Source organism: Tardiphaga sp. 839_C3_N1_4 (assembly GCF_051811045.1).
Taxonomy (GTDB): Bacteria; Pseudomonadota; Alphaproteobacteria; order Rhizobiales; family Xanthobacteraceae; genus Tardiphaga.
Window position 1 is genome coordinate 633896 of record NZ_JBPWQD010000001.1, and the last position, 25554, is coordinate 659449.

Genomic DNA, 25554 nt, shown 5'->3' on the forward strand with positions numbered 1-25554 from the left:
AGGACCGATATTAGTAAGTGCCGCCGGTTCCGCTCGCAGACGTGGTATTGCCAATTGTCCGCAGGCCAATCTGGAACATGAATGTATGGCTCAGAACGGGCGGTGTGCTCAGGTTACTCACGTAGTTGTAGGACGTGACATAATTGACGCCGAGCACGAAGCAGTCGTCCACATAGCCGGCGCCGATCGTGTACTGGTTGATCTTGTTGGCCTCAAGGTCCCAGCGTGCGCCACCGGTGACCACCCAGTTAGACGCCAGTTTGATCGAACCGGTACCAAGGAGGCCTTCGCGGCGAGTGAGGTAGCCCAATTCCGCCTGCGGTGCGTAGTTGCCATACATCAGGCTGACTGACCAACGGTCGAAGCTCGCGCGACCCTCCGCCTCAAAGCGCGAGATATTGCCGGTCGCCTCGTCGATTCGAGCACGGGTACTGACCGTATAGGTGCGGTTCGGCGAATAGGCGAGGCTGGCGACGTAGTCTGACCGCGAGGTGGCCAGTCCGGAGTTCACGCCAGTATTGGTCGTATCGGCGACTGCGAACGAGTTCAAGCCGAAGAGTTGATAGGACTGACCGAACAAGACTTTGACGGAACCGCCACGATCGAACTGCGTGGTGGCCTGCACGCCTACGTTGGCGCGGCCGCCGCCTTCGACACGGTCGTAACCGGAGAACTTGTTGACGCTGAACAGATTGCTCGCGTCGAAGCTCATGCTCTGCGCGTCTTCGTTCGGCAACTTACCGGCGTAGGTTTCGTTCGGACGAATGATCACCTGAGCGATGGGTTCGAGTGTCGTGGTGCCCCACGGCTGAACGTTGATGAACGGATAGCGATATTCGACGCCCACGGTCGGCATCACCCGCAGCGCGGTCGTGTCGCCGGTCGGCAGGAAGTTGGACACGCCGGGCTGGTTCGAGATCGAGGCATCGATCGCATCGACGCGCAGGATCGCGAACGGCGTGAAGATCTGGCCGAACGAGTCCGTATAAGACCGGCGCCACTGAGCTTCACCGGTCACGCGGGTATAGGTGCCGGGAACGCCATTCATCAGGCAGTTTGTTGGCGTCCGTGAGGCCGTGTCCGCTGAGAGAATATTGCAAGGGCTCAAGCCGGTCAGTGGATCAATCTTACTGTTGATTGCAGTGAACGCAGCCTGATCACGGCTCAGGCTGGTCATGTTGAACTTGTAGCTGAACTCGCCGCCCAGAATGTTCTGGTTAAGGACGTTGTTGTAATCGATCACCGGATGAATCACCGGGACCTGGCTCTGATTACCGGAGAAGCTCAGATAGTAGATCGTGCGTGCATCGAAGAAGCTACGCTTGCCGACGCCTGTTAGATATAGCTGTGAAACGGCTTCGGTCTGCAGATTCAAAAACGAGGCATAGGGATCCCGGTACATCGACAGCCGGTAGTCTTGCAGGAAGTTGTAATCGCTGAGTGCGACCGCGTCCCAGCCCCACACCCATTTGTCGTTCAGTGCGAACTGGCCTTTGGACTCCACGCCGCCGCGCCAGTCCTTGTCACCGACCGTGTTGGCGTATGCATTCCGATCCTGCTGGTTAATGCCATAGGCGCGGATCTGATAAGCGCCGTCCATTAGCCGCTGGCGGAATTCGCCCTGCACCAACAAGCCCTGCTTGCTGGTGTAGCGCGGCGAGAACGTCGCGTCGTAGTCGGGGGCGATTGCCCAATAGAACGGGGTTTCGACACCGAAACCGTAATTGGAGTTTTGCGAAGGCGAAGGCATCAGGAAGCCGGTCTTGCGCTTCACCGTCGGATCGGGCGTCGAAAAATACGGGATATAGGCGAGGGGAACGCCGAAAAACTCGATCCGGGCGTCCTCGAAATACATCATCTTTTCGGTCTGGTCGTGGATGACGCGGGCACCCTTGACCTGCCACAGCGGCGGTTTCTTCGGATCTTCCTTACAGGCGGCGCAGGCCGTGTAGACACCGTTCTGGAACACGGTGTAGTTGCCGGCGGTGCGCTCGGCACGCGTCGCCGCCATGCGGGTCGCATCCGCGGTATCGACGCGCAGCGAATCCACGAAACCGTCGCGGTAGTCGTCGCTGAGATCGAGCAGGTTGGCATAGGTGATCTTGCCGTCGGCGTCCGTCATGCGGACATTGCCTTCGGCGTGCAGGCGCTTGGTTTTCTGGTCGTAGATGACCTTGTCGGCCTCGACCGAGGTGCCGTTGTAATACATCTGCACGCTGCCGACTGCGGCGACGCGCGAGTTGTTATAGTCGTAATTGACCTCGGTCGCCTGGACCAGCATCTGCCCGGTCTGGGCGGCAGGCGGCGGCTTCGGCCGGGTGGCGGGGCGATTGTAGGTGAAACTCTGGGCAGCCGCCGGCGTTGTCGTCGCGACGCCAAATGCAGTCGCGAGACCCAAAACGGTTGCGAGCACCGGGGCCAGTACGCCAGACGTGAAAAACCGGTCGCCGCGCGTGGTCATGCGCAGCTTCCAATCAAATGCCTGCTCACGGAGGGCGGCAAACACAGCCACTATCCGTCCTCCTGGTACAGCAAGGCCAAAAAGCCGGTGAGGCCGCCCACACACACAGGCAGCCACGCCGCAGCAATCGGATGCATCAACTCAGCCTTGCTCAAATCTTCCGTAACTTTCGACAGGACGTAGAGCAGAAAGCCTGCGCCCACGCCACTCAAAACCATCTTCTGGACACCGCCCATCCGAAAGAACCTCAGGCTCACGGAAGCAGCCAGCATCACCATCGCAACCAGCAAAAACGGCTGTGCGATAAGCTTATGATACTGCAAGCGATACCCCGCCGTCGCGAAACCCGAACTCTCGGAGGATTTGATATACGAAGGAAGTTGCCAAAATGACACTGTTTCGGGGGTCGAAAAACTGTTTCTGACCTGCAGCGGGGTCAGGGTCGTGGCCAGGTACATGCTGTCCTGCTCAACCACGGGCGAATCGAGGGTGTAGCGTCGCACCCCTTTGAACAGCCAGCGGCCGGGCTCCAGCGATGCCTCGCGAGCTTCGATCCGTTCCTTGAACTGGGATTCGGTGTCGAACCGGAACACGGTCAGGCCGGTCAGGCGGACGCCCTGCTGCTCGCTGCGGGCGGCATTGATGATGGATTGGCCCTCGCGATTGACCTGGTTGATCCAGAAGCCGGAGGCGTCCTGGACGCCGCCGCCCGGCGCATCGCCGAACATCTGGGCTTCCATCCGCTTCGATTCCTCGCGCAGGTTGGCCGACAGGGGATTGTAGCCCACGGTCGCGAGCACGCCCAGGACGAGGGCGCTGGCCAGTGCAGGGGAAATAAACTGCCAGGCCGAGACGCCGGCGGCGCGAGCGACCACCAGCTCGAGCCGCCGCGACAGCGCGAGATAACAGGTCATGGCGCCGATCAGGATGCAAAACGGCATCATCTTCTCGAGCAACTGGGGCACCCGGTACAGCGACGTCTGCGCCACCATCAGAGCAGAGGCCGAGGCCAGCCCGGACGTTCGCCTGACCATCTCGATGTAATCGACCAGCACCAGCAGCATGAAGATACTGGTGAACACGCCCAAGGCGGCCACCAGGAAGCGACCGGCGAAATACCTGCCGATGGTGTTGGTGATCATGCTCATGCGGCGGCTGGCCGTCGGAAGAGGCGCAACAACCGCTCGTTGGATCTGTTGATTGCTTCCACCAGCTTCGCCGGCGGCTCCACCACAATCCCGGCTGAGATGATCCAGAAGCTGACGCCGATCGCTGTCACCAGCAGGGCATATTGAAGCGGTGCGGCGAAGTCCGATTTCGCTGCCACGACGGAGCAGGCGAAGCCCGCCATGCGTAGGCCGAACACCGCGGCAATTGCGCTGCCCATCGAGAAGTTGCGGCTCTGCCGCGTCGTCCGTGGCGAGCCCAGGAATGCAAAGGTCAAGGCGGCAAAGGCAAGCGGATAGATCGGCGCCATCAAGCGGTCGTGCATCTCGGCGCTGAACTGCCGCGGCACCTGCTTGTAAAGCGGGTCATCCACTGGCGGCACCATCAATTCCCAGAGATATCGTTCACGAATTCCGTAGGTGACGTCCTGGCTGCGATTGGAGAACTTCGACATATCGAAAGCGTAGCGGCCGAACGCCACCATGGCGGGGTCGGTCTTGCCCGTCTCGAAACGCTGCAGATTGCCGTCTTCCAGAATCAGAAACGAACCATCCTTGTTCTTCAGCACCGTGCCATGGTCGGCAATGATGGTGACGCGCTCTTTGGGATCGCGACGATCATCTACAAAAATCCCGACCAGTAATCCGCCGGGCTGACGCTCCCGGACGCGGATAGTCAGGTTCTGGTCGAGCTGAGCGAAGCGGCCAGGCTGCAGGATGTTCGCCAGAACGTCGGCCGTGATCTCGGCGTCCCAGCGCTTTAGCCGGCGCATACCATCCGGTGCCAGATATGAGCCAATGAAAGCCACGAGCAACGATACGACCATTGTCGCGAACAGGAAGGGACGAAACAGCCGTCGCGGCGACAGGCCGGCGGCATTCATCACGATGATTTCGGAGTCGGTCGCGAGCTTGGTCAGGGTGTGGGACACCGCGATCATGAGGGCGATTGGAGCAATGATCAGAACGAGAACGGGAATCGCCAAGCTGGTGACGCCGAGGAAGGTCAGGATGGTCTGACCCTGGCTCGTCATCAGGTCGATTCCGCGCAACGCTTGCGTGATCCAGATCACGCCCGTCAGGCTGACCAGAACCACCGCAAACGACGCCAGCGTCGTGCGGAAAATATACCTGTCGATAGACCCCATCGGTCCGATCAATCCCCATTCCGGCCATTAAAGCCGCCCGCATATCCAATCCCGCAAGGGGACCCCCAAAAGGACATGCCGCGATCCTCACAAGCCCATCATCTCACTTAGCATCCCTTTGATTGGTCAACAAAATGGCCGGGGGATGGCTCGCTCAAGATATGGTTAATTATGTGCCCGATGTGTCCCTTGGGCCACTGAAATGCTTCGCAACTTACTTGGCGGCGAGGAACCGGGTTCGTCGGTAGGGCCCGTTTGTTGGCAAGACCGTCACCTAAGGTCAGAGTCGACACATTCGGACACAGGCAATGCCCGAATCGTGGGTTACGCGCGGTTGGGTTTCCCTCGGGGGAAACACAAGAAACTATCGATCCTTGGCGGTTTCGGTCAGAACCTGTCTTGACGGTTCACGCTGCGACGACAACAAAACACTTGAACCCCGCCGCACTGACCGGATTCCGCGCCGACCCCTGCGACAGCCCTGATCTTCTGGAGGAATTTGCCATGTCCGACGCCGTCAAGGTCGGCTTCGTCCCGTTTGCTAATGCTGCGCGCGGTGCTCTTGTGGTGTTCTGCGACGAAACGTTGAAATTCGGTCCTGCCGCGACCAAGGCCCTCGGGGACGCCGCAGCAACTGTGAAGCGCGCGGCTACAACCAGCAAGTTCAAGGGCAAGAGCGCATCGACGCTCGACATCCTGGCCCCGGACGGCATCAAGGCGTCGCGTCTCATCGTGATCGGCACCGGCAAGCCGGCCGATCTGAAGGAGACCGATCTGCTGAAATTTGGCGGCGTGCTCGCCGGCAAGGTCGGCGGCAGCAATGAGGCGGTGACCGTCATCGCGGAGCTGGCTTCGGGTGCAATGATGCCGGAGCAGGCGGCATCGGTCGCCTCCGGCGTATTGCTGCGCGCTTACAAATTCGATCGTTACAAAACCAAGAAGAAGGAAGCCGATGAGACGCCCGGCAGCGTCGCGGTTTCGCTGGCCGTGAGCGACGTCGCCGCAGCCAAGAGGGCCTTTGCGCCGGGCAATCATATCGTGAACGGTGTCGTGCTGGCCCGCGAGCTCGTGAATGAGCCGCCGAATGTGCTGTTTCCCGCCGAATTTGCGCGCCGCGCAGGTGAGTTAAAGAAGCTCGGCGTCACGGTCGAAGTGCTCGACGTCAAGGCGATGACCAAGCTTGGCATGGGCGCGCTGCTCGGCGTATCCCAGGGATCTGTGCGTCCCGGCCGCATGGTGGTGATGCGCTGGAACGGTGGCAAGAAGGGTGAGCAGCCTGTCGCCTTCATCGGCAAGGGCGTGACCTTCGATACCGGCGGCATCTCCATCAAGCCGGCCGGCAGCATGGAAGACATGAAGGGCGATATGGGCGGCGCAGCCTGCGTCGTTGGCCTGATGCATGCACTCGCGGGCCGCAAGGCCAAGGTCAATGTCGTCGGCGCCATCGGCATCGTCGAAAACATGCCGGATGGCAACGCGCAGCGTCCGGGCGACATCGTGACGTCGATGTCCGGTCAGACCATCGAAATCATCAACACCGATGCTGAAGGCCGTCTCGTACTGGCCGATGTGCTCTGGTATGTGGCGAAGAAGTTCAAGCCGAAATTCATGGTCGATCTGGCGACGCTGACCGGTGCGATCATGGTCGCGCTCGGTACCGAATATGCCGGCATGTTCTCCAACAATGATGAACTCGCTGAGCGTCTGTCCACCGTCGGACAGACCACCGGCGAACGTGTCTGGCGGATGCCGCTCGGTCCGGAATACGACAAGCAGATCGACTCGCAATTCGCCGACATGAAGAACACCGGCACGCGCAATGGCGGCTCGATCACTGCGGCGCAGTTCCTGCAGCGTTTCGTCGACGATACGCCGTGGGCGCATCTCGATATCGCCGGCACCGCCATGGGCGCGCCGAAGACCGAGATCAATCAGAGCTGGGGCTCGGGTTACGGCGTGCGGCTGCTGGATCGGCTTGTTGCTGATTATTACGAGGCGAAGAAGTAGTCCGACACGATGACCGAGGTCCTGTTCTATCACCTGCAGAACATGACGCTGGAGAGCGTGCTGCCGCCGCTGCTCGAGAAGTCACTCGAGCGCGGCTGGCGTGTCGTCGTGCAATCCACATCAGAAGAGCGCGCCGATGCGCTCGATGCGCATTTGTGGACCTATCGTGATGATTCATTTCTGCCGCACGCGACCTGGCGTGTGGCAGACGCGGCGGATCAGCCGATCATTCTCGCGATCGAAGAGGGCAATCCCAATCGTGCCCAGGTCCGGTTCCTTGTGGACAGCGCGGCGGTGCCGGCCGATGCCGACGGCTATGAGCGCATGGTGCTGGTATTTAACGGCGACGATGCCGATGCACTCGCTGCAGCGCGAGCAGCCTGGACTGATTGTAAGGCGAGGGGCTTTACCGCCACTTACTGGCAGACCGATGAACGTGGCCGGTGGCAGCGCAAGAATTAGCTGGCGATTGGCGATCTGCTGCAATTAATGATAATTGTAGATTTCCTCACCGGTATCTACCGCTGTGTCATGGTAGTGCCGCAAATGAATGATGTTACAGGCGCTTATCGCCTGTCTTGGGGTTGCGTAATCGTGCGACAAGAAAAGCTTCATCGAAACGGTCTGCTCGTGCTGCTGCTTGCTGCGCCATTGCTTGCTGGCTGCGCCGGCGTGGGCGGTGACGCATTCTCCACGGATCTGCTGTCCAAGGATGCCGACTGGTTCTCCAAGCCAGGTCGCGTATTCATCAAGAATGTTTCGATCGAGACGCCGCCGCTGTCGCCTGAGCAGGCCGTCAGTCCGCAGGATCTCATCAGCGCTGACGGTGCGTGCCCGGGCATGGCGCCGCGTGATGCCAACGCGCTTGCCGATGGTACCGCAGGTGCGCCGGTTCAAACTGGCGTCGTGGCGCTCGGCCATACCGAATGCGACGTGGCGCGTGGTGCAGGCGCGCCCGACCATGTCAGCCTCTCGACCAGCCCGCGCGGCGATCGCGTTGCCGTGCTGACCTATCTGCGCGGTCCGCGTGCTGGCATCTATACGTTTACCGCCGGTCGTCTGACCGTGGTCGAACGCGGTCCGGAAGTTGAGCAGCCGAAGACCGCGCGTCCGAAGGCCAAGAAGCGCGCCGCGACCTGATCCTTTCGTGATGATGTCGAAGTAAGCGACGGCTGCGTTTCAGCCGTTCGCTTCTTCATGCAGAGAACTCGCGCTCAGCCATTGCTCTTCGGCGCGTTGCAATGCGTCCGCCGCAGCGGCGCGGGCTTTGGTGAGTTGCGTGGCCTGCTTCGGATCCTTCTTGAACAGGTCGGGCAATGCGAGCGCAGTATCGATCTTGGCGATGATGGCGGTGATCCGCTCCATCTCGGATTCTGCTTCGGCGACCTGCTGCTTGAGCGGGACTTTCTTTTCTTTAGGCTTCGCCAGTTTTTCGCGGTCCGTGTTTGCGCGGTCGCGCGTCGGCGCGCGCATGCCGCGGGCTTGCATGACGACTTTGCGATAGTCGTCGAGATCGCCGTCGAAATTGGTGACGGTGCGGTCGGCCACAACCCAGAGCTGGTCTGCGCAGGCCTCGATCAGATAGCGATCATGGGAGACCATGATCACCGCGCCGGGGAATTCGTTGATCGCCTCGGCCAGCGCTGCGCGGCTGTCGATATCGAGATGGTTGGTCGGTTCGTCCAGGATGATCATGTTCGGACCGTAGAAAGTCGCGAGCCCCAGCAGTAGCCGCGCCTTTTCGCCGCCGGACAGGCTTTTTACGATCGTATCCGCGGCCTTGCCGGAAAAGCCGATATTGCCGGCACGCGCGCGGATTTTCGATTCCGGCATGTCGGGCATCAGCTTGCGGACGTGATCATAGACGGAGTTGTCCATCACCAGCTCGTCGAGCTGATGCTGGGCAAAGTAAGCGATCGACAGTTTGTCGGCGCGGGTGATCGATCCTGAAAATGGTTTCAGCTTGTTCGCCAGCAGCTTGACGAGCGTTGACTTGCCATTACCGTTGGAGCCGAGCAGGGCAATGCGATCCTCGGTATCGATGCGGAGTGTCACCTGATTGAGTACCGGCTTGCCGGGCTCATAGCCGACCGACACATTGTCCACCGCGAGAATCGGCGGCGACAGGATCTTCTCGGGCGCAGGGAAGACGATCTCGCGCACGTCTTGCGTTACCAGCGCTGAGATTGGCTTCATGCGCTCAAGCATCTTTACGCGCGATTGTGCCTGACGTGCCTTGGAGGCCTTGGCCTTGAAGCGATCGACGAAGTCCTGCAGCCGCTTGCGCTCGGCTTCCTGACGCTTGACGTTCTTGGCGTCGAGCGCCTCCTTGTTGGCGCGGAACTCTTCGTAATTTGAGTAAGTCCCGCGATAATGCACGAGCTTGCCGCGGTCGAGATGCAGGATCTCGTTCACCGACGTATCGAGCAGGTCGCGGTCATGGCTGATGACGATGACCGTGCGCGGATAGTTGGCGAGATGATCCTCGAGCCACAGCGTGCCTTCGAGATCGAGATAGTTGGTCGGTTCGTCTAGCAACAACAGGTCCGGCGCCGAAAACAGCGTCGCTGCAAGTGCCACACGCATGCGCCAGCCACCGGAGAATTCGGAACAGGAGCGCAACTGGGCTTCAGCTGAGAAGCCAAGGCCGCTCAGAATCGCTGCGGCGCGAGCGGGCGCGGAATGCGCATCGATATCGACAAGGCGGGTCTGGATGTCGGAAATGCGCTCCGGATCGGAGGCAGTCTCGGCTTCCTTCAGCAGCGCGTCGCGCTCGAGATCGGCTTTCAAGACGACGGAGATCAAGCTTTCGGGGCCGTCTGGCGCCTCCTGGGCGAGGCTGCCAATACGCCAGCGGGGCGGGATCGAGATACTCCCGGTTTCTGTGGCCAGATCGCCGCGAATGGCGTGAAAAAGTGTCGATTTACCGACGCCGTTGCGGCCGACGAAACCCACGCGGGCTCCCGGCGCAATCTGTACCGTGCTCTCGTCAATGAGCAGGCGTCCGGCGATCCGGATCGAAATGTCTGTGATGGAAAGCATGCGGGGTTGTCACCGCTGCGACGCACAAAGGCAACCCCGATTTGGTCGCCAACGGTGCGTGGAAGATCAATTCTGCTGTTAACGGCTGCCGGTGTTTTCATCCTGCTGCCGCATCCGGTCGATCAGCATCTGCAGATGGGAGGGCAGGGCATCGTCCGGGCCGACATCCCGGCGCAGCCGTTCGCCGATGGCATTGCAAATCGCCACGCTGGTGGTGCGGTCGATGTGCTCTTCGCCATTATTGATGAACTGGTTCTGCATTGTCTTCCCGGCGCTCGTGGCAGTTGAATGACACTAAGGCAAGTCGCGCGGGCCGAAATTGTTTCAAGATTTATGGATTTGAGGCTGTTTGAGTCAAAATTCCATGAATCGTCTATGGATCTGCCAAGAAAAAGCCCGACCGAGGGAACGGCCGGGCGGTATTTTACTGTTAGTGGAGCGTCAGTAGCAGCGATTGACCAGTCGCCAACGCGGTCCCCACGGGGTCGGAACGACCCGGCGGACGAGACATCCGCCGCCGCCATAGCCGTAAACCGGCCCGCCGACGAAGCGTGGTCCGCCCCAGCCGCGATGCCAGCCGCCGCCATGCCAGCCACCGCCGTGCCATCCGCCGTGGCCTCCCCAGGCGGAGGCCGAGGTGGGAGCCAGCGCCGCGGCGCCCAATGAGGCCGCTGCAACCAAAGTCAGTGCGATCTTGCGGAACATTCTCATCTCCTCTGGTACGGCGCGTGTTGCGCCTGCTGTGAACATGGCGCCGGGGGCAAATGCCGTTGGCCGGGGTCATTGCAGGCAGTCTAGGAGGAGAAAGCTGAACCGGATCGCGCCAGCCCTGTCAGGAATGGTTCATGTGGATGACATCTAGGTAATTTCGAGCGCCGGATCTGCCAAAATGGGGCCTGCGACATTTGGACGGATCGCTTGCCGTTCCCGGATAGCGTCGATATAAGCCGCCATCTTCCAGCGACTGTTATTCAAGGATAAATCATGGCTATCGAGCGTACCTTTTCGATTCTGAAGCCCGACGCGACCGAGCGCAATCTGACCGGTGCGATCAACGCGCTGATCGAAAAGGCCGGCCTGCGGATCGTCGCGCAGAAGCGCATCCGTATGACCCGCGAACAGGCCGGCACTTTCTACGCCGTTCACAAGGAACGCCCGTTCTTCGGCGAACTGGTGGACTTCATGACCTCGGGTCCTGTTGTCGTGCAGGTGCTGGAAGGCGAGAACGCCGTCCTCAAGCATCGCGATGTGATGGGCGCAACCGACCCGTCGAAGGCCGCTGACGGCACCATCCGCAAGCTTCACGCCAAGTCGATCGGCGAGAACTCGGTGCACGGTTCGGACGCTCCGGAAACTGCAGCGATCGAGATCGCACAGTTCTTCTCGGGCAACGAGATCGTCGGCTAAACTTCCAGCCGAATTGACGACCGGTCGGCGCGCGGGGGCGCGCCGGCCTTTCCAATCAAAACGAACAAACAAAGGGGCGCGCTGTGGACTGGTTGCTGCATATTCTCGATCCGGCGACGATCAAGTCGGTTTTCGTTCAGTTTCAGGTCGAAATGCAGCAGCCCGCATTCTGGGTAGCCGTCGGCAAGATCATCTGGATCAACGTTCTGCTGTCCGGCGACAACGCCCTCGTGATCGCGCTGGCCTGCCGCGGCCTCGAGCCGAAGCAGCGCATGTGGGGCATGATCCTTGGTGCCGCTGCGGCCGTCATCCTGCGTATCATTTTCACCGGCATCGTCGCCACATTGATGGAACTGCCCTACCTCAAGCTGGTGGGCGGTCTCGCGCTGATCGTGATCGCGGCCAAACTGCTGGTTCCCGAGCAGGAAGAAGAGGACGGCGTCAAGGCTGCCTCGCATCTGTGGGCCGCTGTGCAGATCGTCGTCGTCGCCGATATCGTGATGAGCCTCGACAACGTCATTGCAGTTGCTGCCGCTGCCAATGGCAGCGTGCCGCTGCTGATCCTCGGCCTGGCCATCAGCGTCCCGCTGATCGTCGCCGGCGCGGCGCTGATCATGGCGCTGCTGACCCGTCTGCCCGTTTTGGTCTGGCTCGGTGCGGCCCTGCTGGGCTGGGTCGCCGGCGAAGTGATCGCGACGGATCCTGCGGTCCTGCCGCTGATGCACAGCTTCTTCAGCGGTTCGGTCGGAACTGGCCTCGACAGCCTGATGTCATCGCTGGGCCTTGGCGTTCGTTTCACCAATGGGGGGCATGGTGGCGAGATCGTCTGCGGCCTGATTGGTGTCGCTGTGGTGCTCGCCGTCGGAACGCTGTGGCGTCGTCGCAGCATGGCAGGGCATGCCGAGCAGGCGGCCTAACTCAATAAAAACGCAAAGCGGGCGAGGGGCATTTGCCTTTCGCCCGCTTTTTTGTTTCTGGAATCCGATGGTTTCTAGAACTTGAATTCGACGCCCAGCGTTCCCTGGTGGGACTGCGAATAGGCGCGGAACTTGCCGTCATAATTGAGATAGAGACGCGCGGTGTTGCTGAGGCTCAGCGACGCCGATGCGCCGGCATCCGCGCCGTACTGGCTTTCGCCGATCCCCTGAACGGTGATGCTCTCGGAACCCAGGCTAACCGTGACGTTGCTAAAGCGCTGATGCACGTTGTCGACGAATTTCGCATAGCCCGACAGATCCAGAATCTTCTGATCGAAGATCCAGTAACGCCCAACTTCGGCACCCATCAGGATGCGCGCGCGCTCGGCTGATGCGCCGCTTGCGTTGACAGGATTGAGGCCGCCAAGCTCCTGCATCGCGCCGGTTGTCGCGCGGGTGTATTCGAAGGCAGCCTTGGGCACGATCCGTGCCTGTTCGTAACTCCAGTAATAGCTCAGCTCGGTGAGTGCGCCGTCGATCCGCGCATTGTAGCCGGCGCTCGCGAGCCCGAGGCCGGTGTCGCGGCGCGAGTTGATGTCGCCGAAGCCGTGCACCAATGCGATTGCCCAGGTCCAGGCGCCTTGGTCGACCGAAGCGTTGACTCCGATTTGCGTGAGGTCGAGCGTCGCTGATTGCAGCGCCAGCGGTACATCGATCGTGGTGTGGCTCTGGTCCACCGACAGCCCGACATTGACTCCCGGCATCAGCAGCGCGCCGATCCCGGCGACGCCGCCGATGGTTCGGCGCTTGTCGCCGACGAAATCCCCGATTGTGCTGGTATGCGCGCCAACGCCGTAGAATTCGGCCCAGCTTCGGAAGCGGGGTGTCTCGGTGGTCTCCGACGCACCGCCGCCGCCGGGATTGGTGCGCGACGCCCTGCTGAAGCCGTAGCTGGCCTGGTCGCCGAGGCGCCGCAGGAACTGGCTACCGAGATCGCCAATGGCAATGCCTGCGGATTGCCCGGCATTGAAGTCGGTCGATGATGGCACCGGTGCGGCTGGCAGCGGCGGTGTCGGCGGAGGTGTGATAGGGGGCGGCGTGGTAGGCGGCGGCGCGACCTGGGCGGATGCAAGCGAAGGCGCAACGACAAGCGCGACGGCAAGGCCGAGTACAATGGTCCGGCGTTGCCGACTGGCAGCCTGGCTCCTGTCCGTTCGGGCGTATCGCGATGGATCGCGCATTGTCACTCGTTTCGAAATTGTCGCTGCAGTGCCGTTCGACTGCGGCAGAGCATACGCGATCCCTTCAGCATTGCCGCTGCGCATTGAGCGCCTCCGGTGGCGATTGACGCGCATTGTTGTGCGATTGCCACAGCGGATTCGTGTCGCTTTTCATCACGTTATGACCATTCACGCAGGGCGGGCCGACGATGTTTCAATCCGGCACGTCTGCTCATGGATCCGGTCAGCGGCTTTCGATAGGCACGCTTGAACGCGGGCGATGTTGCGCCCGTGGTATCAAAACCTCAGCCGCGAAAAGCCAAAGACTTGCGTAGCCAAAATTTTCATGTTGGAATTCTTCCGCAATCGGATTGAGGCCGTTCGACTGTGCGTTTTGTGAGCAGGACATTCAGCAGACACCGGGAAGCCCGCTTGTGGCGTGGTACGCATGATGCGTGACCGCGTCTTTTTTGTATCTAGATTAGGAGACAGACGATGCAGAAGGGCACCGTCAAATGGTTCAACCCCACCAAGGGTTATGGCTTCATCAAGCCGACTGTCGGCGACAAGGATGTCTTCGTGCACATCTCCGCCGTCGAGCGCGCGGGCCTCAGCACCCTTAATGAAAATCAGACCATCGAATACGACCTGGTGGAAAATCGCGGTAAGGCGTCTGCCGAGAACCTCAAGGTCTCATAACCGAGTTTTGACCTGTCGGCCCTGACATATGGGCCGGCCGACTGATGTAACTCCGGTGCAAGCCGGGCCTTTTGTAGCTCCGGTGCGGATCGCGCCGAGCGGGCGAGGCTATGCCTGCATCATCGCTTCTTTGGCTTCTTCGCCTTTTTGGCCGTTTTCTTGGCGGGGACAGCCTTCTTGGGGGCCTTGTCCTTCTCGGCGTTCTGAGCCTTCATCGCTTGCGCTGCTTCTGCGATCTGAAGTGCTTCAACGGCCTTACGCATCGATCGCGCATAGCTATCGGCGGCATTATCGGCGGACATCTGAAGGCGCTTGGCGGCGGCCATGCCTTGCTCCGTCGCGTCCTTCGCCAGTTGCTTGAAACGGTCCTTGGCGGTCTTGTCCTTGGCCTTGGCGGCCAGGCCCGCATAGCGATCGCGTTGTGCCTTGACGGCTGCCATCAGTGTCTTGTTTTGCTGCTTAGCAGTCTGCCGGATGATCACACCCAGATCGGCGCCCGTCATTCTTCATTTCCTTAAGTGACAGCCAGAATAGTCAATTGTTTCAATTATGCAGTTGCCATTAAGGCATTGCAATCGTCGCAGCTCGTGGCGCTTGCCGACGTACTTGACGAGGTGAGCTCATTGTCCGATGTCGTAAGCACGGATCGGGTTTCTTTACCGTAAAGATACTCGGCAATTGCGCTTGCGTGGCGGAATCATGATACCGCGAGACGTCCCGTCCGGCGCAGCTAGGTCTGGCCTGTCGATATGCGGTGCCAGATTGGCTGGCGTGTGGAGCATCCTGCGATGACGGTGCCGGCGAGATCGCGTTTCCGGATTGGCTTTAGGACGTCGATCATTGCCTTGTTCGTCGGCGTCGTCCTGACGGTCGGTCTTGCGCTGGTTTATCTCAGCTTCAGCCGGGTGAATACGATCATCCGGACGGCGGCTTCATCGTATCTCAGTGTGGTCGCGCAATCGGCGACCGATCGCATCGATGCGCAGCTCAAGAGCGTTCACGACAATCTGGATATCCTGCGCGGTATCACATCGGTCCAGTTCGCGGAGCTCAAGAATAACCCGCGGCTGAACATCCTGCTGGCGTCGATGCTCCGCAACAACAAGCAGCTCTTCAGCCTGTATATGGGGTATGAGGACGGCTCGTTCCTGGAAATGGACCTCATCGACCGAACGGGAGCTGGGGTGAAAGCGCGCTTCGGGGCGCCGGACGGGGCCAGATTTCGCCTGTTCACGATCGTGAAAGCAGGCGATTTTGGACCGCTTCAGACCACGACCTCCTATCTCGACGATGCGCTGCAGCCTTTGGCAAGTCTGCCCGGACCGGTCGATTTCGATCCGCGCGTTCGGCCGTGGTATCGCGGCGCCTTCGAGCCCAATGCTAGTCTGCTGACCGAGCCCTATATTTTCTATCAGACCGGTGACATCGGCTACACGCTGCGGATGCCCATTGTGGAGGGGCAGCGGGGTGTTGTGGCCGGCGATATCCTGCTCAGTGAAGCCGAGGCCATGCTGCGCAAGCAGCAGCTCGGGCATTCGGGCGTGGCCTACCTGTTTGATGATGCCGACCGGGTGCTGGCGCATCCCGAGATGTCCCGCTGGCTTGAAGCCACGAGCGTGCCGAACAAACTGTCCGAGCTGCCGCGACTGAGCGATGTCGATACGATCGGCGCTACTGCGGCCATCAAGGCGTGGCGCCAGACCGGCGTTGAGCAACAGTTCTTCGATGACGGAACCGGGCGTGCCTATGCGGCGGCATTCAGGCCCGTAGAGATGGCTGGATCGGCCAATCTTCGTGTTGGCTTCTTCGCTCCGCTCGATGAGTTCTATGCCGAGATCGAGCAAGAAAAGCGCACGCTCTTCATTCTCGCATTTTGTTTCGTGCTCGCGGCCATACCGATTGCATTCTGGATCGGCAACAAGCTGTCGCTCTCCCTACGGATTTTGGCGCGCGAGGTCGACCGGATCCAGAACTTCCGTTTCTCGTCGATGCCGCAGCTGCGTTCGCCGATCCGCGAAATCGACGATCTCGGGCGATCGGTCTTCACCATGCGCACATTAGTGCAGACATTCTCGAATTTCGTCCCCAAGCGTCTGGTTCAGCAACTGGTGGAAACCGGCACGGCCATGCAATTGGGCGGCGAGCGCCGCGAAGCGACCATCCTGTTCACGGATGTCGAGAATTTTACAGGCATGACCGAGAACGAGGATCCGACGCGGGTGATGCTCTATACGTCGCGCTACTTCGCTGCGATTTCGGACGTCATTGCTACGCATCAGGGCACGGTCGATAAATATATCGGCGATGCCGTGATGGGACTTTGGAACGCGCCGATCGAACATTCGAACCATGTGGCACAGGCTTGTGCCGCCGTGCTCGATTCCGTCGAAGCCAATCGGAAGCTCAATGAGGAATTCGAGCGCGAGGGCTGGCCTGTCTACAAGACCCGGTTTGGCCTGCATGTGGGCGATGTCATGGTCGGCAATATCGGGTCACCTGATCGCATGAACTACACGGCGCTCGGAGCCACGGTGAATCTCGCGTCGCGGCTGGAAACCCTGAACAAGGACTACGGAACGAGCGTCCTGGTCAGCGAAGCCGTCAAAGAGCGGGTGGACTCATTGTTTCTTTTCCGCAGTGTCGCCCGGATCAAGCCGAAAGGCTTTGCCGCCGAAGTGCAGATCTATGAGCTGCTCGGCGCGCGAGACCAACATTCCGTCGCCGCGTCTGATCGCCACGCCAATTTCCCTGTTTGATCTATGGGGGCCGCGCTATAGTGAACGCATGGCAGCCGACAGAGAAATATTGCGACGATGACCGACGTGACCCCGGTGCGGCGAGGTCGTCCTCGATCGGTCGAGACCGAGGATGCGATCCTGGACAGCGCCTATCGCATGATGGCGGCTGAGGGGCTCGCTGCGACGACCATCGATGCGATTGCGCGGGATTCCGGCGTCTCCAAGATGACGATCTATAAATGGTGGTCGTCGCGCGAAGCGGTGCTGATCGACGCGTTTCTGCGGCAGGCGTCGACCATGCTGCCGCTTTCCGAGAGCGGCGATCCGTTTACCCGCATCACGAAACATGCCGCCGCCTATGCCCTGGCGCTGAACAGCGATTTCGGCAAGGTACAGCTCGCTGTCATTGCCGAATGCATCTCGCGGACCGGTTCAGCGAAAATCTTCTCCGAACGCTATCTCGGTATCCGCCGGGATATATCGCTGGCGATTATCAAGGACGGCCAGAAGGACGGCAGCATCGTTGCTTCGGAGCCGGCCGGCGATCTTTATGATCGGATCTATGGCACGCTATTTTATGAGTATGTCTTTGGATTTCGGCCGCTGACGGCCGACTATGCGCGCAAGCTCGTCAAATCCGTATTGTCGGCGCAATAGTCAGATGCTGCCTTGCCGCGCGCGACGAAACCAGCGCCAGGTTTCGCGTGTGACGGCCCGGTAACCCCAACCGCGATGCGTGATGCGCTCGTCGATGATGGCATTGAGCTTCGGCAATGCGTGGAAGGGCACCGACGGATAGGCGTGATGCTCGACATGGAATGGCATGTTCCAGGTGAACCATTTCGTCAGCGCGTCGGTATAGGTCGTGCGGGTGTTCTCATAGGCGCTGCGGGTACGCTCGCAGCCGGTGTGTTCGGCATAGAGATAGGGCCGCAGGAAGAGCTGGCCGACATAGAGCGGGACGAGCCAGCACCACAGCAGCATCGTGCTAGAGAGCGCGATAGAAGCGATCAGCAGCGCCAGATAGACGAGGGCATAGATGCGGGCTTCGCGCACCACCATGCCCTGCTTGGATTCCGGGATCCACGGCGCCACAGCTTGTCCGGTCAGAGCACGGCGGACCAGCAGACGGATCCGATTGGTCAGTTGCACGATGCCGGTATAGGCGATGGCGAGTCTGGTGTCGGACGAGGGGATTGTTGCGGTGACGAGTTCAGGATCGCGGTCGGGATCCTGCGTGAAGCGGTGATGGTCCCAGTGAAATAGCGCATAGTGTTCATAGGGTAGAACGATCATCAGCGACGAGACATGGCCGAGGGCCTCGTTCAGCCGCCGGCTGGTGAACACAGTCTTGTGCGCGGCCTCGTGCACGGCCATGAACAGGAAGGCGATGAGATAGCCCTGGATGATGATCAGCGGGATCGCCCACACCACGCCGTAGCGGGTGGCAACCTGCCAGATCAGTGTTCCAACCAAAGCGATCAAGGCATAATGGCTGATCGAGCGAATGAGCCCCGGAAGATTGGCGCGAACCGACAGGTCCTTCAACTGTGCGGGCGTTAGGGCGCGGGTTTCGATCTTGCCATGGCCAACTGCATCCATCGTCATCGGTTTCGTTCCGTTTCTCGGTTCAGGCGTCGGCGGCGAGCAGCGCGGAGACCTTCGTGTTGATGAAGGCTGCGTCGGTTGGAATCTTGATGGGATTGCCGGCGCGGTGTCCGTGCAGCGAGGGGATCGGACACAGTTTTGCTGCGTGCGCGTTGATCAGCAACGGGAGTTCGTCTTCGTTGTCGCCAACCTGAAAATAGTTGTCAGTTTGTCCGGGCATCAGCAGAACGCGCGCCTTGATAGCAGCCATGGCTTTCCGGAAGTCGCCACGGAATTCATCGCAGCGGCTGATATCGCCATTCTGCCAGGTCCAGAGTTGAGCGAGCAGATTGTTGGCGTCACGATGCGTAAAGGCAACATCCCATGATCGTGTCAGATAGTCTTCCAGTGAGGTGAAACCGGCCTCACGCCAGAGCTCATCGCGGTAAAAGCCATGCGACATCGCCCAGCCTGCATAGACGCGTCCCATGGCGCGAAGGCCGGCTGATGGTTTCGAAACAAAGCGGCCATCGACAAAGGCAGGATCGGTGGTCAAAGCGGCCCGCACGCTTTCGAGAAACACGGCGTTGAACGGCGAACAACGGGCGCTGCCGCAGACCACTGCCGCGCGTGCCACCATGTCCGGATAGCGGGCGGCCCAGTGATAGGCCTGCATGCCACCCATCGACCAGCCATAGACGAGTGCCAGACGCGCGACGCCGAATTGCTCGGTCAGCAGGCGATGCTGGATCGAAATAGCGTCGTGATAGCTGATGTTCGGATAGGGGGCGCCAGCCAGAGCTTCCAGCGAATTCGATGGCGATGACGACAGCCCGTTTCCGAACAGATTGGGGATGACGATGAAGTAGCGCTCCGGATCGAGCGCGGCGCCCGGCGCAATCAGCCACTCGGTGTCGTAGTGTTGTGCGCCGAACGACGTCGGATAGAGGATGACGTTATCTTTGGCAGCATTGATTGTACCGTAGGTCTTGTAGGCAAGCTGCAGGCGAGGGGGCCGCTGGCCGGATTGCAGCGGCACGTCACCCACCTCGAAGATCTGGTAGTCGCTCGGCGTATTCATGCTGCAGCTCCGGAAGGTCCGTTGACGCTTGCCGAGGGTGCGACAAGCGATCCGCTCGACAAGATTTAATAACTGTACTATTGGTATATTAATTGGCGAAGAGCGCAATGCCGAAATTTCAGCATTGCCGCCTGAATAGCGTGCAGCTGATCGCCGCCCGTCGGCGGCTCGGCGACATGCTGGTTTTGTATTCGAAACGTACAAGAGACTTGTGTCCCGTTAGTCTATTCACTGGCCTGTCATCGGCGCAGAGGCGGAAAACGGCCAGGTTGTCCGCATAAGCCGCTGTGAATTCGAAGTCGCGCTTGCCCGCAACCCGCTCAAAGGAATCTGGATCATGGGAACCATCACCACCAAAGACGGCACCGAGATTTTCTACAAGGATTGGGGCACCGGACAGCCGATCGTGTTTCATCACGGCTGGCCGCTGAGTGCGGACGACTGGGATAACCAGATGATGTTCTTCCTCAATCAGGGCTATCGCGTCATTGCGCACGACCGCCGTGGCCATGGCCGCTCCAGCCAGACCGCGACCGGCAACGAGATGGACACTTATGCCGCCGACGTCGCTGAACTCACCGACAAACTGGATCTGAAGGATGCCGTCCATATCGGCCATTCAACCGGTGGCGGTGAAGTCGCGCGTTACGTCGCGCGGGCCAAGAAGGGGCGCGTCGCCAAGGCGGTGCTGGTTAGCGCGGTGCCGCCGATCATGCTCAAGACCGAGAGTAACCCGGGCGGCCTGCCGCTCGAAGTGTTTGACGGTTTCCGTGCTGCTCTGGTTGCCAACCGTGCGCAGTTCTACGTCGATGTCCCGGCCGGTCCGTTTTACGGTTTCAATCGGCCGGGCGCGAAGGTCTATCAGGGCGTGATCGACAACTGGTGGCGGCAGGGCATGATCGGCGGCGCCAAGGCGCACTATGATTGCATCAAGGCGTTCTCGGAAACCGACTTCACCGAAGACCTGAAGGCGATCGATGTGCCTGTGCTCGTCTTGCACGGCGATGATGACCAGATCGTGCCTTATGCCGACTCTGCACCGCTGACGGTGAAGCTGCTCAAGAACGGGACGCTGAAGACCTATCCGGGCTTCCCGCACGGCATGCTGACCACTCATGCGGATGTGATCAACCCGGATCTGCTGGCGTTCATCAAGAGCTGATGCACGTACCAGAAGCCCGGCAAGGCAATGCCTTGCCGGGCTTCTTTATTTTTGTACGCCTTCGACCTATCCCGCACACACGCGCCTCATCGCTCCCACGGATTCATAGTCTCCTGCGCACACGCTGGAAGCTCTGGCAAAAAAAAGGCAGCGCGATCCGTTGTACAAGCGACTCTGCCTGCGGTCCGGCGGACCATACGTCGCATCATCAAACTGTTGCCCAGAAGCACTTCTTACGCCAGAATGCAACCTTTGATTGATGTTTGGATTGGGCCGCAATGGCTTGGTGTCGGCGTAATGCGCCTGATGCGCAGCCAGTCGTGGCGAAAGTCATTGGGAGGGGACGTTGGATCGCGACGATTTGGAATCTCGCAAAGACATCGTCTCTACGACGTCGCAGGCGCTGTCCACCCAGCTCGAAAAAATCATCACGCGCAAGGACTCGAGTTTAGTGCCGCCTGCCAGCCGTGCGCGCCGAAGTGCACGGGCGCGGTCGGACAAGCGGTTCGAGATGCGAAAGGAATTGCTGGAGGCTCCGCGCAGCGATCCGAATGCGTTCGAGCGCATGATTGGCGAAAGCGATCTGCTCTCCATCAACTTTCTGGATCGGGGCAGGCGGGCGGCCGATGCGGTATGCCGCATCAAGGTCCCGAGTAACGGTGGCGCCTGGTACGGCACAGGTTTTCTGGTAGGTCCTCGACTGCTGCTCACCAATCATCACGTCCTAGGAGACGCGGATGAGGCCAGTCAGTGCGAAGCCGAGTTCGGCTATGAGCACGACCTCGATGGCGTCCTGCGCGAAGGCGTCAGTTTCAACCTGCGGCCTCACGAGATTTTCTACACCAACTCCGAACTGGACATCACCTTCGTTGCCGTGACGCCACTCTCTGACAGCGGCGTGCCGATCGAGCGCTATGGCCGGCTTCCTCTGCTTCCGCTATCGGGCAAAGTGGTGGATGGCGAGTGGGTTACCATCATCCAGCATCCTGGCAGTGAGCCGAAACAGATCGCGATCCGGTCGAGCCAGATCGTCAAGCTGGATGCGAAAACGTCGGCCGGGATCGACATAAACAAATTCATCCATTACTCGACCGATACCGAGCCAGGCTCATCTGGGGCGCCGGTCCTCAATGATCAGTGGCAGGTCCTCGCTTTGCATCACAAGGCGGTCCCCGCGCCGACGAAGCTGCGAAATCCCGCCAAAGAGCCGGTCTGGATTGCCAACGAAGGTATTCGGGTCAGCGCCATCTATGTACAGCTCGAGCGCGAACGTTTCGAGATTGCGCAGGCTGGACTGGTGCTCGATAGACTCGAGAAGGCATTGGGTCTGCCACCGATGTCGCAGAGCATGGCGCCGGGCGAAACCATGCTGGAAGCCGACCGCAAGCCGTTGCCGGCAAAGCGGTGGACGAATGTCAAAGGCTACGACGAGGAATTCCTGACCGAGAAGGTCGCGCTGTCGCGAATTTACGCTCCGCTCCTCGCCAAGAAGCTGGTTGCGCCGCTGCTCGGTAGGTCGGCGGGCTATGAACTCGACTACCATCATTTTTCCACGGTGATTCACGCCAAGCGAAAATTTCCGCTGATCACCGCCGTGAATATCGACGGCAATAAGCTCGTTCATCCGGGACCGCGCAAGGATACCTGGCGACGCGACGGGCGGATTGCTGACGAATATCAGCCTGCCGGCAATTTCTACGAGAAGGCCAAAGGCGACGACGCAGTCCAGTTCAGCCGGGGCCATCAGGTTCGTTTACTGGACCCTTGCTGGAGCGCGGCACCCAAGGCGGCTGCTGCCTTGGCCGAGTCGAAACTCGCATCCGAAGACACGTTCCACTACACCAACGCGGCACCGCAGGTGCAGAAGTACAACGACATCGACTGGGGCAATCTGGAGGACTATCTCCTCAACAAGGCGCAGACGTCCGAGAAGAAGCTGACGATCTTCACCGGCCCGATCTATCGGCCCGACGATCCTGTTTACGGCAAGAGCCGCGAGAGCGGACCCTGGCAAATTCCGCTGTCGTTCTGGAAGGTCGCGGTTTTGCAGAAAACCGACAGCAGGATCGCGGCTGCCGCCTTTGTGGTAGGGCAGACGGAATACGTGCAAGCCCTGTACGAAGCCAAGGTATTCTCCGGATTGAAGCCCTACACTCTTGATGAGATGCGGAAACGGCGGATCCAGACCACCATCACGGCGATCGAAAACGAAACTGGTCTGGATTTTTCGGCGGTGAAGGATTTCGACGCGCACGGGTCGCTCGAGGCGACCCGCCAGACACGCTGGATCAACGATCTCGGCGATATCATTATCTGACGGAGCACGATGCAAGGTCACGGCAAGGTCTTTGGCGACCAATGAGATGGCTGCGGCGATGCGATTGCAGCGCCGCGCTCGCGCTTAAAGGCGCGTCAGATCACGGTTGGCGAAATCAGCGTGTCGTCGCGGCTGGCGCTGGCGCCGGTACTAGTGGTACAGGTGTCGCCGGTGATAGCGACGCTGTTGGTGGCCAACAGCCGTAATGCCTGCGGATAGATCTTGTGCTCGATGTCGAGCACGCGCGCGGCGAGGGTGTCGGGGGTGTCATCATCGGCTACCGCCACGGCTCCCTGCATCACGATCGGGCCGGCATCGGTCTCCGGAATGACGAAATGCACCGTGGCGCCGGAAATCTTGACGCCGGCATGCAACGCCTGGCCGTGCGGATCGAGGCCGGGGAAGGACGGCAGCAGCGACGGGTGGATGTTCAGCATCCGGCCGTACCAGTGTCGCACGAATTCCGCCGTGAACAGGCGCATGAAGCCGCCGAGGCAGATCAGCTCGATCTTGTGCTCGTCGAGGGCCGCCTGCAGCAGCTTCTCGAAGCCGGCGCGATCCTTGCCGAACGGCTTGCTCTCGATCACCAGCGTCTTGACGCCATTGGCCTGCGCAGTGGCGAGGCCGGGAGCATCAACCCTGTTGGAAATCACCAGCACAATCTCGGCCGGGAAGCCATCTGCGGCAGCGGCCTCGATCAGCGCCGTCATGTTCGACCCGCGGCCGGAAATCAGGATGGCGACGCGACGCATCACGGCCTCACAGGTTGAGTTCGAGATGTCCGTCATAAACGACGCGCTCGTCGCCTGTGGCCTCGATGACGTCGCCGAGCAGCGACACGGTCTCGCCGCCCTCGCGCAGGATGTCCATCACCTGCTGCACAGCTTCGCGCTTGACGATGGCGATCATGCCGACGCCGCAATTGAAGGTGCGCAGCAGCTCAAGTTCGGCGATATCGCCTTCCTTTGCTAGCCACTTGAACACCGGCAGGACGGTGAGGGAGGGCAGGTCGATGCGAACGCCGAGGTTCTTTGGCAGCACGCGCGGGATGTTGTCCGTGAAGCCGCCGCCAGTGATATGCGCGAGGCCCTTCACGGCGCCGGTCTCCCGGATCGCGCGCAAGCAGGATTTCACATAGAGCCGGGTCGGGGTCAGCAGCGCACCGCCAAGCGTCATCACAGGCGAGAACGGCGCTTTGTCGGCGTAAGAGAGGCCCGTGCGCTCGACAATCTTGCGGACCAGCGAGAAGCCGTTGGAGTGGACGCCAGACGAGGCCATGCCGATGACGGCATCGCCCACGCCGATATCCTTGGTCGGCAGCAGCGTGCCGCGCTCCGCAGCACCCACCGAGAATCCGGCGAGGTCGTAGTCGCCGTCCTTGTAGAGGCCGGGCATCTCGGCGGTCTCGCCGCCGATCAGCGCGCAGCCGGATTCACGGCAGCCCTCTGCGATGCCAGCGACGATTGAGGCGGTGGCTTCTGGGTCGAGCTTGCCGCAGGCGAAGTAGTCGAGAAAGAACAGCGGCTCGGCGCCCTGGACCACGAGGTCGTTGACTGACATGGCGACGAGATCGATGCCGATGCCGTTATGGATGCCGGCTTCGATAGCGATCTTGACCTTGGTGCCAACGCCGTCGGTGGCGGCGACGAGAACCGGATCCTTGAAGCCGGCGGCCTTGAGGTCGAACAGTCCGCCGAAGCCGCCGATCTCGGCGTCAGCGCCGGCACGGGCGGTTGCGCGAACCATCGGCTTGATGAGGTCCACCAGACGGTTGCCGGCATCGATATCGACGCCCGCGTCCGCGTAAGTGAGGCCTTTTTTCTGGTCGGTCATGCCGGGTATCCTGCCGGAGCTGCGAAACTGTGTATTTTCGGCTGGTTACGTCGGAATCCCCGCCTGCGCAATGGCTCGTAAACGCTATCCCGATTACTATGTAGGCGGTAAGCCGGTCGGAGCCCCCAAGCTCGGATTGCGAAACAGGCCGGAGCCGGGAAACGCCGCGTGAGTATCCCCAATTTAATCACCCTCGGGCGCATCCTGCTGGTGCCCGTGATCGTCTGGGCGATTGCCTCGAACCAGATGGAAATCGCCTTTGCAATCTTTGTGATTGCGGGGGTCAGCGATGCCGTGGACGGCTTTCTCGCCAAGCGTTTCAACATGGCCAGCGAACTCGGTGCGCTGCTCGACCCCTTGGCCGATAAGGCGCTGCTGGTCTCGATCTATGTCTCCCTGGGGATATGGGGGGCAGTTCCGCGCTGGATCGTGATTCTCGTGGTGTCGCGGGATATCATGATCGTGGGCGCCGTGATTGTGTCATGGTTGTTCGGCAAGCCGATCCCGATGAAGCCGCTGATGGTGTCGAAGCTCAATACGGTGGCGCAGGTGGCGTTCGCAGCCTTGGTCCTTGCTGCTCTCGGATTTGGTTTCAAATCCTCGCCTTACGATTTGATTTTAATGGGCTTTGTGACCGTCTTGACGCTGCTCTCTGTGTCCTTCTATCTCGTCGAGTGGATGCGACACATGAGCACCATCGAACCCGGTCAAGAGCCCCGGTAAACCGGTATTCGTGACGTTCGCCGGCGGAGCCGGCAGGAGTATTTGC

Annotated in this window: 23 protein-coding genes; 11 read left to right on the forward strand and 12 right to left on the reverse strand. The window is 60.4% G+C overall.

Annotation, left to right across the window (positions count from 1 at the left end; all coding sequences use genetic code 11):
* Positions 1–10 precede the first annotated feature (10 nt).
* The 3 genes from AB8A38_RS03355 to lptF are packed head-to-tail and all read right to left on the reverse strand — an operon-like array spanning position 11 to position 4775.
* The gene (locus tag AB8A38_RS03355; RefSeq protein WP_439084974.1) at positions 11–2461 is read right to left on the reverse strand and encodes an LPS-assembly protein LptD; all 2451 of its coding nucleotides are present in this window, start codon (positions 2459–2461) and stop codon (positions 11–13) included.
* Positions 2462–2511: 50 nt separating this feature from the next.
* The gene (gene lptG / locus AB8A38_RS03360) at positions 2512–3609 is read right to left on the reverse strand and encodes an LPS export ABC transporter permease LptG (protein ID WP_231080480.1); all 1098 of its coding nucleotides are present in this window, start codon (positions 3607–3609) and stop codon (positions 2512–2514) included.
* Positions 3606–4775, reverse strand: a complete 1170-nt coding sequence (gene lptF, locus AB8A38_RS03365; RefSeq protein WP_439088452.1) for an LPS export ABC transporter permease LptF — start codon at positions 4773–4775, stop codon at positions 3606–3608. The genes lptG and lptF overlap by 4 nt, the downstream gene beginning before the upstream one ends.
* Before the next feature lie 504 nt (positions 4776–5279).
* Between lptF and AB8A38_RS03370 the strand changes: the two genes are divergently transcribed.
* The 3 genes from AB8A38_RS03370 to AB8A38_RS03380 all read left to right on the forward strand — a co-directional run bounded on the left by AB8A38_RS03370 (position 5280) and on the right by AB8A38_RS03380 (position 7922).
* Positions 5280–6782 (forward strand): leucyl aminopeptidase, encoded by a 1503-nt coding sequence (locus tag AB8A38_RS03370; protein ID WP_315842465.1) that lies wholly within the window; start codon positions 5280–5282, stop codon positions 6780–6782.
* Positions 6783–6791: 9 nt separating this feature from the next.
* Positions 6792–7244 carry a DNA polymerase III subunit chi gene (locus AB8A38_RS03375; protein WP_093758304.1) on the forward strand — a complete coding sequence of 151 codons (453 nt, stop codon included), beginning with the start codon at positions 6792–6794 and terminating at the stop codon, positions 7242–7244.
* A gap of 84 nt (positions 7245–7328) precedes the next feature.
* Positions 7329–7922, forward strand: coding sequence for a hypothetical protein (locus tag AB8A38_RS03380; protein WP_439084975.1), 594 nt, complete (start codon positions 7329–7331; stop codon positions 7920–7922).
* 39 nt (positions 7923–7961) lie between these two features.
* Here AB8A38_RS03380 and AB8A38_RS03385 read toward each other — a convergent pair whose 3' ends face one another.
* From AB8A38_RS03385 to AB8A38_RS03395, 3 genes are all read right to left on the reverse strand, one after another.
* Positions 7962–9824 (reverse strand): ABC-F family ATP-binding cassette domain-containing protein, encoded by a 1863-nt coding sequence (locus AB8A38_RS03385; protein ID WP_315842464.1) that lies wholly within the window; start codon positions 9822–9824, stop codon positions 7962–7964.
* A 78-nt stretch (positions 9825–9902) separates the two neighbouring features.
* Entirely contained in the window at positions 9903–10085 is a 183-nt protein-coding gene (locus tag AB8A38_RS03390; protein WP_439084976.1) for a hypothetical protein, read from the reverse strand.
* Positions 10086–10265: 180 nt separating this feature from the next.
* On the reverse strand, positions 10266–10529 hold the full coding sequence (locus AB8A38_RS03395; protein WP_068731077.1) for a sulfur globule protein precursor: 264 nt from the start codon (positions 10527–10529) through the stop codon (positions 10266–10268).
* Between the two features lie 279 nt (positions 10530–10808).
* On the opposite strand from AB8A38_RS03395, the gene ndk reads away from it, so the two are divergent.
* A complete protein-coding gene (ndk, locus tag AB8A38_RS03400; protein WP_068731078.1) occupies positions 10809–11231 on the forward strand; it encodes a nucleoside-diphosphate kinase in 423 nt (140 codons plus the stop codon).
* An 83-nt stretch (positions 11232–11314) separates the two neighbouring features.
* On the forward strand, positions 11315–12148 hold the full coding sequence (locus AB8A38_RS03405; RefSeq protein WP_093758307.1) for a TerC family protein: 834 nt from the start codon (positions 11315–11317) through the stop codon (positions 12146–12148).
* 74 nt (positions 12149–12222) lie between these two features.
* Here the strand turns inward: AB8A38_RS03405 and AB8A38_RS03410 are convergent, their stop codons facing one another.
* Complete coding sequence (locus tag AB8A38_RS03410; RefSeq protein WP_439084977.1) at positions 12223–13389, reverse strand: autotransporter outer membrane beta-barrel domain-containing protein; 1167 nt, start codon at positions 13387–13389, stop codon at positions 12223–12225.
* Positions 13390–13863: 474 nt separating this feature from the next.
* Here AB8A38_RS03410 and AB8A38_RS03415 point away from each other — a divergent pair, with 474 nt between their 5' ends.
* The gene (locus AB8A38_RS03415) at positions 13864–14067 is read left to right on the forward strand and encodes a cold-shock protein (RefSeq protein ID WP_089263958.1); all 204 of its coding nucleotides are present in this window, start codon (positions 13864–13866) and stop codon (positions 14065–14067) included.
* 119 nt (positions 14068–14186) lie between these two features.
* Here the strand turns inward: AB8A38_RS03415 and AB8A38_RS03420 are convergent, their stop codons facing one another.
* Positions 14187–14570, reverse strand: a complete 384-nt coding sequence (locus AB8A38_RS03420; protein ID WP_439058603.1) for a hypothetical protein — start codon at positions 14568–14570, stop codon at positions 14187–14189.
* 285 nt (positions 14571–14855) lie between these two features.
* Between AB8A38_RS03420 and AB8A38_RS03425 the strand changes: the two genes are divergently transcribed.
* Positions 14856–16823, forward strand: a complete 1968-nt coding sequence (locus AB8A38_RS03425; RefSeq protein WP_439084978.1) for an adenylate/guanylate cyclase domain-containing protein — start codon at positions 14856–14858, stop codon at positions 16821–16823.
* A 57-nt stretch (positions 16824–16880) separates the two neighbouring features.
* Positions 16881–17462 carry a TetR/AcrR family transcriptional regulator gene (locus AB8A38_RS03430; protein WP_439084979.1) on the forward strand — a complete coding sequence of 194 codons (582 nt, stop codon included), beginning with the start codon at positions 16881–16883 and terminating at the stop codon, positions 17460–17462.
* On the opposite strand, the gene AB8A38_RS03435 is transcribed toward AB8A38_RS03430, so the two are convergent.
* Positions 17463–18413, reverse strand: a complete 951-nt coding sequence (locus tag AB8A38_RS03435; RefSeq protein WP_439084980.1) for a fatty acid desaturase — start codon at positions 18411–18413, stop codon at positions 17463–17465.
* Positions 18414–18435: 22 nt separating this feature from the next.
* The gene (locus tag AB8A38_RS03440; RefSeq protein WP_439084981.1) at positions 18436–19473 is read right to left on the reverse strand and encodes an alpha/beta fold hydrolase; all 1038 of its coding nucleotides are present in this window, start codon (positions 19471–19473) and stop codon (positions 18436–18438) included.
* A gap of 337 nt (positions 19474–19810) precedes the next feature.
* Here AB8A38_RS03440 and AB8A38_RS03445 point away from each other — a divergent pair, with 337 nt between their 5' ends.
* Together AB8A38_RS03445 and AB8A38_RS03450 are read left to right on the forward strand one after the other, a co-directional pair.
* Complete coding sequence (locus AB8A38_RS03445) at positions 19811–20635, forward strand: alpha/beta fold hydrolase (RefSeq protein ID WP_439084982.1); 825 nt, start codon at positions 19811–19813, stop codon at positions 20633–20635.
* Between the two features lie 346 nt (positions 20636–20981).
* Entirely contained in the window at positions 20982–22952 is a 1971-nt protein-coding gene (locus AB8A38_RS03450; protein WP_439084983.1) for a DNA/RNA non-specific endonuclease, read from the forward strand.
* 95 nt (positions 22953–23047) lie between these two features.
* On the opposite strand, the gene purN is transcribed toward AB8A38_RS03450, so the two are convergent.
* Both purN and purM read right to left on the reverse strand, forming a co-directional pair.
* Positions 23048–23740, reverse strand: a complete 693-nt coding sequence (gene purN, locus AB8A38_RS03455; protein ID WP_439084984.1) for a phosphoribosylglycinamide formyltransferase — start codon at positions 23738–23740, stop codon at positions 23048–23050.
* Complete coding sequence (purM, locus tag AB8A38_RS03460) at positions 23712–24785, reverse strand: phosphoribosylformylglycinamidine cyclo-ligase (protein WP_120292381.1); 1074 nt, start codon at positions 24783–24785, stop codon at positions 23712–23714. The genes purN and purM overlap by 29 nt, the downstream gene beginning before the upstream one ends.
* A gap of 168 nt (positions 24786–24953) precedes the next feature.
* Here purM and AB8A38_RS03465 point away from each other — a divergent pair, with 168 nt between their 5' ends.
* The gene (locus AB8A38_RS03465; RefSeq protein ID WP_068731090.1) at positions 24954–25508 is read left to right on the forward strand and encodes a CDP-alcohol phosphatidyltransferase family protein; all 555 of its coding nucleotides are present in this window, start codon (positions 24954–24956) and stop codon (positions 25506–25508) included.
* Positions 25509–25554 lie beyond the last annotated feature (46 nt).

Bases quoted from the DNA above. Each gene is read 5' to 3' on its own strand.
- AB8A38_RS03355 (WP_439084974.1), bottom strand. From the start codon at position 2,461: ATGACCACGCGCGGCGACCGGTTTTTCACGTCTGGCGTACTGGCCCCG.
- lptG (WP_231080480.1), bottom strand. From the start codon at position 3,609: ATGAGCATGATCACCAACACCATCGGCAGGTATTTCGCCGGTCGCTTC.
- lptF (WP_439088452.1), bottom strand. From the start codon at position 4,775: ATGGGGTCTATCGACAGGTATATTTTCCGCACGACGCTGGCGTCGTTT.
- AB8A38_RS03370 (WP_315842465.1), top strand. From the start codon at position 5,280: ATGTCCGACGCCGTCAAGGTCGGCTTCGTCCCGTTTGCTAATGCTGCG.
- AB8A38_RS03375 (WP_093758304.1), top strand. From the start codon at position 6,792: ATGACCGAGGTCCTGTTCTATCACCTGCAGAACATGACGCTGGAGAGC.
- AB8A38_RS03380 (WP_439084975.1), top strand. From the start codon at position 7,329: ATGAATGATGTTACAGGCGCTTATCGCCTGTCTTGGGGTTGCGTAATC.
- AB8A38_RS03385 (WP_315842464.1), bottom strand. From the start codon at position 9,824: ATGCTTTCCATCACAGACATTTCGATCCGGATCGCCGGACGCCTGCTC.
- AB8A38_RS03390 (WP_439084976.1), bottom strand. From the start codon at position 10,085: ATGCAGAACCAGTTCATCAATAATGGCGAAGAGCACATCGACCGCACC.
- AB8A38_RS03395 (WP_068731077.1), bottom strand. From the start codon at position 10,529: ATGTTCCGCAAGATCGCACTGACTTTGGTTGCAGCGGCCTCATTGGGC.
- ndk (WP_068731078.1), top strand. From the start codon at position 10,809: ATGGCTATCGAGCGTACCTTTTCGATTCTGAAGCCCGACGCGACCGAG.
- AB8A38_RS03410 (WP_439084977.1), bottom strand. From the start codon at position 13,389: ATGCGCGATCCATCGCGATACGCCCGAACGGACAGGAGCCAGGCTGCC.
- AB8A38_RS03415 (WP_089263958.1), top strand. From the start codon at position 13,864: ATGCAGAAGGGCACCGTCAAATGGTTCAACCCCACCAAGGGTTATGGC.
- AB8A38_RS03420 (WP_439058603.1), bottom strand. From the start codon at position 14,570: ATGACGGGCGCCGATCTGGGTGTGATCATCCGGCAGACTGCTAAGCAG.
- AB8A38_RS03425 (WP_439084978.1), top strand. From the start codon at position 14,856: ATGACGGTGCCGGCGAGATCGCGTTTCCGGATTGGCTTTAGGACGTCG.
- AB8A38_RS03430 (WP_439084979.1), top strand. From the start codon at position 16,881: ATGACCGACGTGACCCCGGTGCGGCGAGGTCGTCCTCGATCGGTCGAG.
- AB8A38_RS03435 (WP_439084980.1), bottom strand. From the start codon at position 18,413: ATGACGATGGATGCAGTTGGCCATGGCAAGATCGAAACCCGCGCCCTA.
- AB8A38_RS03440 (WP_439084981.1), bottom strand. From the start codon at position 19,473: ATGAATACGCCGAGCGACTACCAGATCTTCGAGGTGGGTGACGTGCCG.
- AB8A38_RS03445 (WP_439084982.1), top strand. From the start codon at position 19,811: ATGGGAACCATCACCACCAAAGACGGCACCGAGATTTTCTACAAGGAT.
- purN (WP_439084984.1), bottom strand. From the start codon at position 23,740: ATGACGGACATCTCGAACTCAACCTGTGAGGCCGTGATGCGTCGCGTC.
- purM (WP_120292381.1), bottom strand. From the start codon at position 24,785: ATGACCGACCAGAAAAAAGGCCTCACTTACGCGGACGCGGGCGTCGAT.